Source organism: Paraburkholderia heleia NBRC 101817 (genome assembly GCF_000739775.1).
Lineage (GTDB): Bacteria > Pseudomonadota > Gammaproteobacteria > Burkholderiales > Burkholderiaceae > Paraburkholderia > Paraburkholderia heleia.
The window spans coordinates 130,561-143,126 of sequence record NZ_BBJH01000021.1 but is presented as its reverse complement, the minus strand read 5'-3'; the positions used below and the strand labels follow the sequence as shown (position 1 = coordinate 143,126).

Sequence of the window (12,566 nt, the reverse complement as noted above, 5' to 3'; positions counted from 1 at the left end):
GAGTATCTGTGGGAATCATGAAAAAGCTTCGCCTGGCAGCGTATGCTGCGAGTCTCTTCGCCGTTGCAGGCGTGTTGCCGGCCGCGCCGGCGCAAGCTCAAGGTCTCCCGGCTGCCGACAACGGCCAGACGGTCGACACGATCGCCGCAGTCGTCAATGACGGCGTGATCACGCAGCGCGAGCTCGACAGCCGCGCCGCAATGATTGCTCACCGGCTGCAGCAGCAAAACGCGCCGGTTCCGCCCGACGAGCAGTTGCGCGCGCAGGTGCTCAACCAGATGGTGCTCGAGCGCATTCAGCTCCAGAAGGCCAAGGAAGACGGCATCACCGTAGACGACGCCGCCGTGCAGCGCACGCTGGAGCGCCTCGCCCAGGCCAACGGCATGGATCTCGCCAGCTATCGCGCGCGCATCGAGGCGGCCGGGGTGCCGTGGACCACGTTCACGCGCGACGCGCGCACCGAACTCACGCTCTCGAAGCTGCGCGAGAAGGAAGTGGACAGCAAGGTCACGGTGTCCGACGCCGAAGTCGCGAACTACATCGCGAGCCAGCGCGGACCGAACGCCGGCCAGTCGAGCGACCTGCATTTCCAGCACATCTTCATCAAGGCGCCGCTGAACGCCTCGGAAACCGACATCGAAGCTGCGCAGGCGAAGGCCAATGCGCTGCTCAAGGAAGCCCAGTCGGGCAGCAAGTTCGAGAGCCTCGCGAAGTCGAACTCGCAGGCGAGCGACGCGGGCAAGGGCGGCGACATGGGCTTCCTGCCGCAATCGAAGCTGCCGCCGGAATTCGTGACCGCCGCTTCCACGCTGCGTCCGGGCGAGGTGAACCCCACGGTGATCCGCACCAATGACGGCTTCGAAATCGTGCGCCTCGTCGAGCGCCGCCAGGGCCAGGGCACGGCCGCCGACGCGCCCAAGCTCGTGCAAACGCACGTGCGCCACATCCTGCTGCGTGTGGGCGACGGCATGTCCGAGCCTCAGGCGCGCCAGAAGCTGCTGGAAATCCGCCAGGAAATCGCGGCGGGCGGCGACTTCGCCAAGTTCGCGCGTACCTACTCGCAGGACGGCTCGGCCTCGCAGGGCGGCGACCTCGGCTGGATCAGCCCGGGTGAAACCGTGCCTGAATTCGAGCGCGCCATGAATACGCTGCAGGACGGCCAGTTGAGCGAGCCGGTACGCACCGAGTACGGCTACCACCTGATCCAGGTGCTGGGGCGCCGCGACGCCGAAGGCTCGATCGCGCAGCAGATGGAACTCGCGCGCCAGGCCATCGGCCAGCGCAAGGCGGAGCAGGCCTACGCCGACTGGCTGCGCCAGCTGCGCGACAGCGCCTACGTCGATTACAAGATTGCGGGCATGACGCCGCCGCACAACTAAGCGTCATCAATGGATCGAGCCATGAACGCCTCCGCATCGTCGTCGCCGGCTCCGCGGAGGGCGGGGCCGGTCCGCATTGCCATCACCACGGGTGAGCCGGCCGGCGTCGGCCCCGAGCTGACCGCCGCCGCGCTGGCGGGCGCTTCGGCGCACTGGCCCGATGCGCAGTTCGTCGTGCTCGGCGACAGCGCGCTGCTCGAAGCGCGCGCGCGGGCCGCGAACGTCGACTGGGCCGCCGTGCTGGCGAACCAGCCCGTGCAGGTCGAACATGTCGCGCTCGCCACGCCCGCCAGGCCCGGCAAGCTCGACGCCGCCAATGGCCGCTATGTGCTGGCGCTGCTCGACCGCGCCATCGACGGCGCACTGGCAGGCGAATTCGACGCCATCGTCACCGCGCCGCTGCAAAAGAGCACCATCAACGACGCCGGCGTGCCCTTCACGGGCCACACCGAATACCTCGCCGAGCGCACGCACACGCCGCGCGTGGTCATGATGCTGGCGGGCACTGGCGCGCGCCCGCTGCGCGTAGCGCTCGCCACGACGCATTTGCCGCTCAAGGACGTTGCGGCGGCGCTCACCGTCGAGGGGCTCGTCGAAACCCTCGGCATCATCGACCATGACTTGCGCCATCATTTCGGCGTGCCGCTGCCGCGTATCCTCGTGACCGGCCTGAACCCGCATGCGGGCGAGAATGGCTACCTGGGGCGCGAGGAGATCGACGTGATTGCGCCGGCGCTGGCAGCCGCCGCCGCGCAAGGCATCGACGCGCGCGGCCCGTACCCCGCCGACACGCTGTTCCAGCCGCGCTACCTCAAGGACGCGGACTGCGTGCTGGCGATGTTCCACGACCAGGGCCTGCCGGTCCTGAAATACGCGACGTTCGGCGAAGGCATCAACGTCACGCTCGGCTTGCCGATCGTGCGCACTTCGGTCGATCATGGCACCGCGCTCGACCTCGCCGGCACCGGCCGTGCGGACGCGGGCAGCCTGATCGCCGCCCTCGACACCGCCGTTTCGATGGCGCGCCACCGGCGCGTCGTCTGATTGATTCCAGAGAAGATGTCCAACAGCAGCAGACAGCACCAGGGCCATTTCGCGCGCAAGCGCTTCGGCCAGAACTTCCTCGTCGACACGGGCGTGATCGATTCGATCGTCGACGTCATCCGCCCGCAGCGCGGCGAGCGCATGGTCGAGATCGGGCCGGGTCTCGGCGCGCTCACCGAGCCGCTCATCGAACGGCTCGCCACGCCCGAATCGCCGCTGCACGCGGTCGAGCTGGACCGCGACCTGATCGCGCGCCTCACGAAGAAGTTCGGCCCGCTGCTCGAACTGCATGCGGGCGACGCGCTCGCGTTCGACTTCGGCTCGCTCGCGGTGCCGGGAGAGAAGCCCTCGCTGCGCATTGTCGGCAACCTGCCGTACAACATTTCGAGCCCGCTGCTGTTTCACCTCGTGACGTTCGCCGACCGCGTGATCGACCAGCACTTCATGCTGCAGAACGAGGTGGTCGAGCGTATGGTGGCGGAGCCCGGCAGCAAGGCGTTCGGCCGTCTCACGGTGATGCTGCAGTACCGCTACGTGATCGACAAGCTGATCGACGTGCCGCCCGAATCGTTCCAGCCGCCGCCCAAGGTGGATTCGGCGATCGTGCGCATGATTCCCTACGCGCCGCACGAACTGCCGAAGGTGAACGACGCCTTGCTCGGCGAACTCGTGACGGCCGCCTTCTCGCAGCGCCGCAAGATGCTGCGCAACACGCTCGGCGATTACCGCGAGCGCCTCGATTTCGACGCGCTAGGCTTCGATCTGGCGCGTCGTGCCGAGGAAGTGCCCGTCGAGGAGTACGTGAGCCTCGCGCAGGCGCTGGAAGGGGCCGGCGGCGCGTGATGCGCGCGCGGTGCGCCGCCTTGCTGGTGTGCCAGCCGCGCCAGCCGTCGCTTACGCTGCCCCGGCGCGCTGCGCCTCGTAGGCCTTGAGCTGGCTGTAGACGACGCACAGCACCGAAAGCTCGTTCGGCGCGTGCTGTGCCGCGCCGCCGCGCTGGATCAGGTCGCCGAGCACGTGATCGGCCTCGATGCGCGCACCGTTCTGCACGTCGCGCAACATCGACGCCGTGAGCGACGAACCCTTGGCGAACAGCATCGCGCGCGAACGCTCGAGGAAGCTGTCGCGCACGGCGTGGCCGTGTCCGGCTGCGATCGCGCGGCATTCTGCGAAGAGCCGCTCGATGATCGCGGCGCCGTCGGGCGTGTCGAGAATCACGCCAATGGGCGCGCGGAAAAGACACGTGCTGCCTGCAAGCGAAGCGAGGAACACCCACTTCTCCCACATCTCCTGAAGGATGTGATCGCTCGCCTTCACATGGAAACCGGCATTGCCGAACTGATCCGCCACGGCTTGCACACGCGCCGGGACGCCGCCGCCGAGTTCGCCGAACGTGATGGCCTGCACGTCGTTCAGATGCACGATCTCGCGCTTGTCGTTGAGCGTGGACGCGATCAGGCACACGCCGCCCAGCACCGCCTGCGTGCCGAAGCGCGCCTGCAGGACTTCGAGATGACGCATGCCGTTGAGCAGCGGCAGGATCAGCGTGTTGGGGCCGACGGCCGCCGCAAACGAATCGATGGCGTTGTCGAGGTCGTAGGCCTTGCAGCTCAGCAGTACGAGATCGAACGGTTGGCCGCCTTGTGACTCGAGCGCTTCGCGCGTGATGGTCTTGACGTCACGCAGCGTGAGATCGCCCGCCGGACTGCGAATGACGAGGCCGGCTTCGCGCAGTTGCGCGGCGCGCGCCTCGCGTACCAGAAATGTCACGTCACGCCCCGCAGCGGCGAGCCGGCCGCCGAAATAGCCACCCGTCGCACCCGCACCGACTACCAGAATTCGCATGTCTGCTCCTCGTTTCTCACGTTCATTGCTTGCGTGCTTTGCTTACGCGCTTTGCTTACGCCTGGCTGGCGAAATTGCCGAAGCAATCTCGGGATGGCGTCCATGCTAGAGCAAATCGGCACATCTTGCCGGCGCCGGCAGGGCTGGCGCGTTTTTGGTACAGTCCATTTTTTGACGACGGCAAAACGGAGTACACCATGCGCCTGCTGCACACGATGATCCGGGTCGGCGACCTCGATCGCTCGATCAAGTTCTATACCGAACTGCTCGGCATGAAACTGCTGCGCCGCGAGGACTATCCCGATGGCAAGTTCACGCTGGCCTTCGTCGGGTACACGGACGAGCGCGACGGCACCGTGATCGAACTGACGCATAACTGGGATACGGCTTCGTACGATCTCGGGACGGGCTTCGGCCATCTGGCGGTCGAGGTGGAGGATGCCTATGCTGCCTGCGCGAAGATCAAGGAGCAGGGCGGCACGGTGGTGCGTGAAGCCGGTCCGATGAAGCATGGGACGACGGTGATCGCGTTCGTGACCGATCCGGACGGGTACAAGATCGAGTTCATTCAGCGCAAACAGTAAGGACGCGGCACAGGCTGGCAATCCAGCCTGTTGCTTCGGGGAATTGCTTCGAACTGCGAATGAATGAGAAATGCAACTGAAATTCGCGGACCTGCAATGGGGATATCACATCCCCGGCACCATCTCGGGCGGATGCTGCTTAAGCTGCTTCCTCGCCTCGCGAAACTCCGGAAAAATCGATTCCACCGTCTGCCAGAACCGTGGGCTGTGATTCATCTCCCGCAAATGCGCGAGCTCATGCGCGACCACATAGTCCACGACGGAGAGCGGAAAATGAATCAACCGCCAGTTCAGGCGAATTCTGCCTTCGCTTGAACAGCTGCCCCAGCGCGTCGCCGCCGAAGAAAGCGCATAAGACCGGAACGAGACACCGAGCTTCCCGGCATACACCTCGAGCCGCTCACCGAATATGCGCGTCGCTTCCCCCTGGAGCCATCCAGTCACGCGGTCCTTGATCTGCTGCGCGTCAGCATGCGGTGGCATCGGCAACGCAAGCACGCGCGTCTCGTGATCGAACACGAGCAAGGAAGCCCCCAGCTTCACCGTAACCGGCTTGCCAAGAAAGGGCAGCTCAGCCCCATCGCGCCATTCCACGCGCGGCAAGGCGCGCTGTTCCGTGCGCGTCTGCCATTCTGCGAGCTTGGCGAAGATCCACCGCTGCTTCTCGGCGATGGCGGTCTCGATATCGGCGATCGTGACCCACCTGGGCGCCGTGATGCCAAGCCCGCTGCCGTCGATCACGAACCCGATCGATTTGCGCGACGAGCGCTTGAGCCGGTAATGCAGCGTGCGCGCACCCAGCACGACAGTACGCAGCCGCGTGCCATCGGGCGCAAGCGGTGCCTTGCCGGGCTTCGCAGGCGAGGGCGGAGTCGCCGTCTGCGGTGTGAGAGAGGGGGACGAAGCATCAGGCGCCACGGCGGGCGCCGGTTCAGCAAAGAGCGGCAAGTCGAGCTGCCGGTTGTCGAGTGCCGCGTTGGGGCGCGGCGTGGGGGACTTCTGCATCGTCAGGCCTGGTGCGGATGGGCGTGCGCGGCGTGTGCGCGGGGCTTCTGGCGCCGCGTTGCGCGGCGCGCCCGGCCGTGCGGCGAGCAGCGCCCACAGCCGCGCTGCAACGCTTCGCGCGCGCCCGAAGAGCACGCTGTGCGCCTCAAATCCGTGCCGCTTTCGCCGCTGCGCCATCCGTTTCGCGATACGCCTCAGGATCGATCCGCCGCATTTCCGTTTCGATCCACGTTTGCACGCGCGTGTTCACTTCGTCGGGCGTGAGTCCGGTCGTCTCGATCGGCTTGCCGATCGACACCGTGACTATACCCGGATATTTGATGAACGAGTTTCGGGGCCAGACGTGGCCCGCGTTGTGCGCGATCGGCACCACGGGCGCACCCGTTTCGATGGCGAAGCGCGGGCCGCCGGTCTTGTACTTGCCCTGCTTGCCCACCGGTATGCGCGTGCCTTCGGGGAACATGATCACCCATGCGCCTTCGGCCATGCGCTGCTTGCCCTGGCGGATCACCGAGGTGAACGCGTTCTTGCCTTCCTTGCGGTTGATGTGAACCATCTTCAGCATGCCCAGCGCCCAGCCGAAGAACGGCACGAACAGCAGTTCGCGCTTGAACACGTAGCACAGCGGCTGCGGCATGAGCGCGGGGAACGCCAGCGTCTCCCATGCGGACTGGTGCTTCGCGAGCAGCACGGCTGGCCCGTTGGGCAGGTTCTCCATGCCCTCGATGCGGTAGCGAATGCCATTGAGGTGGCGCGCAACGAAAAGGGTGGAGCGGCACCAGCCCACGGCCATCCAGTAGCGCCGCGTTGCGTTCATGAACGGGAACGCGATAAAGCACGCCGTCGCGTACGGCATGGTGTAGACGATGAAATAGATGAACAGCAGCAGGGAGCGGAGAAAGCGCATCGGGCGAGCCGGTTGAATGTTCGCGTGTACCGCCTGCGCCTTCACGCAGGGGCGTTCGCGAGAAAGTCGAGCGCGAAAGCGCGCAGGTCGTCGTGGATCATCGTGCCTTCGGGCAAGCCGCCGGCCGCAAGCGTCTTCTCGCCCTTGCCCGAACGCACGAGGTGCGTGCGAAAGCCGAGCGCCGCGCCTGCCTGCAGGTCGCGCAGCGAGTCGCCCACCACCGGGGTATCGGCCGGGTCGATTTCGAAGCGTTCCGCGATCATCTTGAGCATGCCCGGCTGCGGCTTGCGGCACTCGCAGTGGTCCTGCGCCGTGTGCGGGCAGAAGAACACGGCGTCGATGCGGCCGCCCACGGCTGCCGCCTGGCGGTGCATCTTCGCGTGCATGGCGTTGAGCGCGGCCATGTCGAACAGTCCGCGACCGATGCCCGACTGGTTCGACGCCACCGCGACGCGATAGCCCGCCTGGTTCAGACGCGCGATGGCTTCGAGGCTGCCGGGTATCGCGACCCATTCGTCCGGCGATTTGATGAACGCGTCGGAGTCGACGTTGATCACGCCGTCGCGGTCGAGGATCACGAGTTTTCTGGTGGTGCTGGTCGGCATGGCGTCTCGCTCAGTTCCGCTTCCTTGCGCTTATGCAGCCAGCCGCGAGATGTCCGCGACGCTGTTCATCTGGCGATGCAGCGCCTTGAGCAGCGCGAGGCGGTTCGCACGCAGCGCCGGGTCTTCGGCGTTGACCATCACGTCGTTGAAGAACGTGTCCACGGTTTCGCGCAGCGCCGCGAGCGCGGTGAGCGCACCCGTGTATTCGCGCGCGGCGAGTTGCGTTTCCACGCGCGGCGCGACCTGCTCGAGCTGCGCGAAGAGCGCCTTCTCGGCGGATTCGACGAAAAGGGCGATCTGCACGCCGGCGTCTTGCGCATCCTCGGACTTCTTGAGGATGTTCGAGATGCGCTTGTTGGCCGCCGCGAGCGAGGCCGCTTCCGCGAGCGCTGCGAATTCGCGCACCGCATCCAGACGCGAGACGATGTCGTCGAAGCGCGTGGGATTGAGCGCGAGCACTGCGTCCACTTCGGCGGCCGCGAAGCCGCGCTCGCGCAGCAAGCCGCGCAGGCGGTCGATGCAGAACGCGTAGATGGCCTGGGTCGATTCCGTCACGGCCTCGATGCCTGCGAATTGCGCGTAGGTGGCGCGCAGCAACTCGACGAGGTCGAGCGGCAGTTGCTTCTCGACGAGAATGCGCAGCACGCCCAGCGCGTGACGGCGCAGCGCGAACGGATCCTTTTCGCCGGTGGGCGCGAGCCCGATGCCCCAGATCCCGACGAGCGTTTCCAGCTTGTCCGCGAGCGCGACGATCGTGCCCGTCGTGGTGGCGGGCAGGGCGTCGCCGGAGAAGCGCGGCTGATAGTGCTCCGAGCACGCAATCGCCACTTCTTCGGGCTCGCCGTCGTGGCGCGCGTAGTAGGTACCCATCGTGCCTTGCAGCTCGGGGAACTCGCCCACCATGTCGGTCAGCAGGTCGGCCTTCGCGAGGCGCGCGCCGCGTTGCGCGAGCGCGATATCGGCGCCGCACATCGAGGCGATCTGGCCGGCGAGCGCTTCGAGGCGCTCCACGCGCTGCAGCTGCGAGCCGAGCTTGTTGTGATACACCACGTTCGCGAGCAGCGGCACACGGTCGGCCAGCGGCTTCTTCTTGTCCTGCTCGAAGAAGAACTTCGCGTCGGCCAGACGCGGGCGCACCACGCGCTCGTTGCCCTCGACGATCTCGCCGGGCGTTTGCGTCGCGATGTTCGAGACGATCAGGAAGCGCGAGCGCAGGCGGCCCTGGTCGTCAGTGAGCGCGAAATACTTCTGGTTCGTCTGCATCGTGAGGATCAGGCATTCCTGCGGCACCTGCAGGAATTCGTCCTCGAACCTGCACGCGTAGACGACCGGCCATTCGACGAGCGAATTCACTTCGTCGAGCAGCGACTCGGGCATGACGACCTTGTCGCTGCCGGCCTGCTCGATGAGTTGCGCGCGAATCGACTCGCGGCGCTCGGCGTAGCTCGCGATCACGAAACCCTTGTGCTGCAGCGTGTGCGCGTAGTCGTCGGCGTGCTGGATGGCGATCAGGCCTTCGGAAAGGAAGCGGTGGCCGCGCGTCGTGTCGTCGGCGTCGACGCCGAATGCCGTGACCGGCACGATCTGCTCGCCGTGCAGCACCGTCAGGCGATGCACCGGGCGCACGAACTGGACGTTGCTGCCGTCCGGACGCTGGTAGGTCATGACCTTCGGGATCGGCAGCTTGCCGAGCGCTTCGTCGAGCACGGCTTGCAGGCCGTCGGCAAGCGTGGCGCCGGGCGCCGCGTAGCGCAGGAAGAACGCTTCGTTCTTGCCGTCGCTCGCGCGCTCGAGGTCGCTCACGGGGAAGTCGGCGAAGCCGAGCGCCGCGAGCTTCTTCGCGAGCGGCGCGGTGGGCTGGCCGTCCGCGTCGAGCGCGACCGAAACAGGCAGCACTTTTTCGCGCACCTGCTTTTCGGGCGCGACGCTGCGCACGTTCCGGATCGTGACGGCGAGGCGGCGCGGCGTCGCGTAACGTTCGAACGAGAGATCGCCTTCGATCAGGTCGCGCGCGGCGAGGCGCTGCGCGATGCCTTCGGCGAACGCGTCGCCGAGGCGCGCGAGGGCCTTCGGCGGCAGTTCCTCGGTCAGCAGTTCGACGAGGAGAGTGGCGTGATGAGCTTGCGTCATTGTTCTTGAGATCCGGTCATGCCTCGTCGAACTTGCGTTCGACCTTCAGCGGCGGCGCCCAGGCGGGCATCGCGGCGTCCTGTTCGTCGGTGGTGAGGCCCGGCACGCCGTGCACGGGGTTGCCGAGCATCGGGAAGCCGAGCTTCTCGCGCGAGTCGTAGTACGACTGCGCCACGCTGCGCGAAAGCGCGCGAATGCGGCCGATGTACGCTGCGCGCTCCGTCACGGAGATCGCGCCGCGCGCGTCGAGCAGGTTGAACGTGTGGCCGGCCTTGAGCACGAGCTCATAGGCGGGCAGCGCGAGCTGCAGATCGATCATGCGCTTCGCTTCGGCTTCGTACGCGTTGAAGAACGTGAACAGCAGGTCGACGTTCGCGTGCTCGAAGTTGTAGGTCGACTGCTCGACCTCGTTCTGGTGGTAGACGTCGCCATAGGTGAGGCGGCGCATTTCGGGGCCGTTCGGGCCCGGCTCTTCCCACTCGGTCCAGACGAGGTCGTAGACGTTCTCGACCTTCTGCAGATACATCGCGAGACGCTCGAGACCGTAGGTGATTTCTCCGAGCACCGGCTTGCAGTCGAGGCCGCCCACCTGCTGGAAGTAGGTGAACTGCGTGACTTCCATGCCGTTGAGCCACACTTCCCAGCCGAGACCCCAGGCGCCGAGCGTGGGGTTCTCCCAGTCGTCTTCGACGAAGCGCACGTCGTTCTGCTTCAGGTCGAAGCCGAGCGCCTCGAGCGAGCCGAGGTACAGGTCGAGGATGTTCTCCGGCGCGGGCTTGAGCACCACCTGGTACTGGTAATAGTGCTGCAGACGGTTCGGGTTCTCGCCGTAGCGGCCGTCTTTCGGGCGGCGCGAGGGCTGCACGTAGGCCGCGCGCCACGGCTCGGGGCCGATTGCGCGCAGGAAGGTGTGGACGTGCGAGGTGCCGGCGCCGACTTCCATGTCGATCGGCTGGAGCAGTGCGCAGCCCTGCTTGTCCCAGTAAGACTGGAGCGTCAGGATGATTTGCTGAAACGTGAGCATGTGTGCCTGCAGTGTCTTTCGGGCTTTCGGGGGCGGAATGCGGCGGCCGGAGCCAGACGGGCGCGCCGGCGCGGCGGCCAGCCCGGCGGTTCTCCGCCTTGCCCCTTGCCCTTGTGTGGCCCGGGCCGGGAGGCGGCCAGGTGCTAAAACGTTGAATTTTACCGGATTGCCGGAGCCTTGAGACCTGGACGGGGTTCGGGCGGCCGGCAGCGGGGTGGTTGCGTCGTCGGCGCGACGTCGCGCGTGGCTTACTTTCCGTTCGTCGGCTTGCGCGCTTTCGCGCCCTTGAAGGCCGGTCCGAACGCAAAGCCGAGCGCCAGCAGCAGCAACGAAATGGCGATCACCGTGTTGTTGCCGCTCGTGACGTAGGGCGTGAAGCCGCTCGTGCCTTCCACTTTCACGTCGAGCGAGCCCACCGTGAATGTCGGCAAACGCGCGATCACGCGGCCTTTCGCGTCGATGGCGGCGGTGGCGCCCGTGTTGGTCGCGCGCAGCATCGGGCGGCCGGTTTCGAGCGAGCGCATGCGCGCGATCTGCAGATGCTGGTCGAGCGCGATGGTGTCGCCGAACCACGCGAGGTTCGTCGAGTTGATGAGGATGCCCGGCGAGTCCGGGCTCTCGCGCACGGTGCGCGCGATCTCCTCGCCGAAGATGTCCTCGTAGCAGATGTTCACGGCCACCAGCTCGCCGTGCACGCGGAACGGCGGCTGCACGGGCGCCCCGCGCGCGAAGTCGCCGAGCGGGATGTTCATGAGATTGACGAACCAGCGGAAGCCCCACGGCACGAATTCGCCAAACGGCACGAGGTGGTGCTTGTCGTAGCGATAGAGGCCGTTCTGGCCCGGCGTGATGCCGAAGAGGCTGTTGGTGTAGTCGGTCACGCGGCCGTCGGACGTGATCGTGCCGCCCACGGCGCCAAACAGGATGGCCGTGTTGGTGCCGTCGGCGAAGGCGCGGATATCGCGGCCGAACTTCTGGGGAATTTCCTGCACGAGCACCGGCACCGCGGTTTCGGGCGTGACGACGAGATCGGCGGGCTTTTCGGTAATCAGCTTCTGGAACTCGTTGAGGGCGTCGATCATGCCCTGCTCGGAGAACTTCATGTCCTGCTTGACGTTGCCTTGCAGGAGCCGCACGGTGAGCGGCGTGCCGGAGGGTTGCGTCCACGAGACGAGCGAGAGCAGCAGGCCGGCGGCGATCACGGCGAGCGCGAGCAGCGCGGGCGTGGCCACCGCGCCGCGCCGCGGCGACGCGCCGTGCCCCTTCGTGCCGCCTGCACGCAAAACCGCCTGCGCGATGAGCGCCGCGACTAGCGCGAGCACCCAGCCCACGCCATACACGCCCACGATCGGCGCAAAACCGGCGAGCGGACCGTCCACTTGCGCGTAGCCGCTCGAAAGCCAGGGAAAGCCGGTGAACACATAGCCGCGCGCCCATTCGCCGAGCGCCCACGCACTCGCGAATGCGAACGCGCCGTGCCACGTCGGCGAGAACGGCAGCTCGCCGCTGCTTCCCTGCTTCGCGTGTCCGGCGCAAAACGACCAGACGAGTGCGGCGAGCGCCGGATACAGGCCGAGGTAAAGCGAGAACAGCACGAGCGCGGCGCCCGCGAGCACCGCGGGCATGCCGCCGTAGAAGTGCATGCTCACGTAGAGCCACCATACGCCGCTCACGAAGTTGCCGAAGCCGAACGCCCAGCCCGTGAAGAGCGCGCTCTTCCAGCCGGTGGTGCGCGTGAGCCAGAAGTAGAGCAGCGCAAAGATCGCAATGGCGAGCCAGCCGCCGTGCGGCGTGGGCGCGAACGACAGCGTGTTGAGCGCGCCCAGCGCGGCGGCGGCGAGATAGTGCCAGAAGGGCAGCGCGCGGCGTGCGGCGCCATTGGTAGCGAGGGTGGTTTCCGTCGCGCGCGTCTCGCTGTGCGTGCGGGTATCGATCGGGTCGGCCATGCGGTGCTGTGGAATGCGATGGAAAGCGCGCTGAACAGCGCGAGCGCGAATTGCGCGACGAGCGCAACGATAGCACTTTCGTGCGACGGTACCGGGA

Annotated in this window: 11 protein-coding genes; 4 read left to right on the top strand and 7 right to left on the bottom strand. The window is 66.7% G+C overall.

Features of this window, described 5'->3' with window-relative positions; genetic code table 11:
- Nucleotides 1-8 precede the first annotated feature (8 nt).
- From BHE01S_RS18335 to rsmA, 3 genes are read left to right on the top strand one after another with little or no spacing between them, the layout of a single operon-like run.
- On the top strand, nucleotides 9-1,379 hold the full coding sequence (locus tag BHE01S_RS18335; protein WP_245639772.1) for a peptidylprolyl isomerase: 1,371 nt from the start codon (nucleotides 9-11) through the stop codon (nucleotides 1,377-1,379).
- A gap of 21 nt (nucleotides 1,380-1,400) precedes the next feature.
- Complete coding sequence (pdxA, locus tag BHE01S_RS18330) at nucleotides 1,401-2,423, top strand: 4-hydroxythreonine-4-phosphate dehydrogenase PdxA (protein WP_042266365.1); 1,023 nt, start codon at nucleotides 1,401-1,403, stop codon at nucleotides 2,421-2,423.
- A 15-nt stretch (nucleotides 2,424-2,438) separates the two neighbouring features.
- Nucleotides 2,439-3,266, top strand: coding sequence for a 16S rRNA (adenine(1518)-N(6)/adenine(1519)-N(6))-dimethyltransferase RsmA (gene rsmA, locus BHE01S_RS18325; protein WP_042266449.1), 828 nt, complete (start codon nucleotides 2,439-2,441; stop codon nucleotides 3,264-3,266).
- Between the two features lie 51 nt (nucleotides 3,267-3,317).
- Here the strand turns inward: rsmA and panE are convergent, their stop codons facing one another.
- Nucleotides 3,318-4,268: a 2-dehydropantoate 2-reductase gene (panE, locus tag BHE01S_RS18320; RefSeq protein ID WP_042266364.1), complete on the bottom strand. Its 951-nt coding sequence runs from the start codon at nucleotides 4,266-4,268 to the stop codon at nucleotides 3,318-3,320.
- A 197-nt stretch (nucleotides 4,269-4,465) separates the two neighbouring features.
- On the opposite strand from panE, the gene gloA reads away from it, so the two are divergent.
- The gene (gloA, locus tag BHE01S_RS18315) at nucleotides 4,466-4,852 is read left to right on the top strand and encodes a lactoylglutathione lyase (protein ID WP_042266363.1); all 387 of its coding nucleotides are present in this window, start codon (nucleotides 4,466-4,468) and stop codon (nucleotides 4,850-4,852) included.
- Nucleotides 4,853-4,957: 105 nt separating this feature from the next.
- Here gloA and BHE01S_RS18310 read toward each other — a convergent pair whose 3' ends face one another.
- From BHE01S_RS18310 to lnt, 6 genes are all read right to left on the bottom strand, one after another.
- A complete protein-coding gene (locus BHE01S_RS18310; RefSeq protein ID WP_042266447.1) occupies nucleotides 4,958-5,857 on the bottom strand; it encodes a M48 family metallopeptidase in 900 nt (299 codons plus the stop codon).
- 145 nt (nucleotides 5,858-6,002) lie between these two features.
- Entirely contained in the window at nucleotides 6,003-6,764 is a 762-nt protein-coding gene (locus BHE01S_RS18305; RefSeq protein ID WP_042266444.1) for a lysophospholipid acyltransferase family protein, read from the bottom strand.
- 41 nt (nucleotides 6,765-6,805) lie between these two features.
- A complete protein-coding gene (gene gmhB / locus BHE01S_RS18300) occupies nucleotides 6,806-7,369 on the bottom strand; it encodes a D-glycero-beta-D-manno-heptose 1,7-bisphosphate 7-phosphatase (RefSeq protein WP_042266362.1) in 564 nt (187 codons plus the stop codon).
- 30 nt (nucleotides 7,370-7,399) lie between these two features.
- Entirely contained in the window at nucleotides 7,400-9,499 is a 2,100-nt protein-coding gene (glyS, locus tag BHE01S_RS18295; RefSeq protein WP_042266360.1) for a glycine--tRNA ligase subunit beta, read from the bottom strand.
- 16 nt (nucleotides 9,500-9,515) lie between these two features.
- Nucleotides 9,516-10,523 (bottom strand): glycine--tRNA ligase subunit alpha, encoded by a 1,008-nt coding sequence (gene glyQ, locus BHE01S_RS18290; protein ID WP_084068976.1) that lies wholly within the window; start codon nucleotides 10,521-10,523, stop codon nucleotides 9,516-9,518.
- A gap of 248 nt (nucleotides 10,524-10,771) precedes the next feature.
- On the bottom strand, nucleotides 10,772-12,469 hold the full coding sequence (lnt, locus tag BHE01S_RS18285) for an apolipoprotein N-acyltransferase (RefSeq protein ID WP_042266359.1): 1,698 nt from the start codon (nucleotides 12,467-12,469) through the stop codon (nucleotides 10,772-10,774).
- Between the last annotated feature and the right edge of the window lie 97 nt (nucleotides 12,470-12,566).

Bases quoted from the DNA above. Each gene is read 5' to 3' on its own strand.
- pdxA (WP_042266365.1), top strand. From the start codon at position 1,401: ATGAACGCCTCCGCATCGTCGTCGCCGGCTCCGCGGAGGGCGGGGCCG.
- rsmA (WP_042266449.1), top strand. From the start codon at position 2,439: ATGTCCAACAGCAGCAGACAGCACCAGGGCCATTTCGCGCGCAAGCGC.
- panE (WP_042266364.1), bottom strand. From the start codon at position 4,268: ATGCGAATTCTGGTAGTCGGTGCGGGTGCGACGGGTGGCTATTTCGGC.
- gloA (WP_042266363.1), top strand. From the start codon at position 4,466: ATGCGCCTGCTGCACACGATGATCCGGGTCGGCGACCTCGATCGCTCG.
- BHE01S_RS18310 (WP_042266447.1), bottom strand. From the start codon at position 5,857: ATGCAGAAGTCCCCCACGCCGCGCCCCAACGCGGCACTCGACAACCGG.
- BHE01S_RS18305 (WP_042266444.1), bottom strand. From the start codon at position 6,764: ATGCGCTTTCTCCGCTCCCTGCTGCTGTTCATCTATTTCATCGTCTAC.
- gmhB (WP_042266362.1), bottom strand. From the start codon at position 7,369: ATGCCGACCAGCACCACCAGAAAACTCGTGATCCTCGACCGCGACGGC.
- glyS (WP_042266360.1), bottom strand. From the start codon at position 9,499: ATGACGCAAGCTCATCACGCCACTCTCCTCGTCGAACTGCTGACCGAG.
- glyQ (WP_084068976.1), bottom strand. From the start codon at position 10,523: ATGCTCACGTTTCAGCAAATCATCCTGACGCTCCAGTCTTACTGGGAC.
- lnt (WP_042266359.1), bottom strand. From the start codon at position 12,469: ATGGCCGACCCGATCGATACCCGCACGCACAGCGAGACGCGCGCGACG.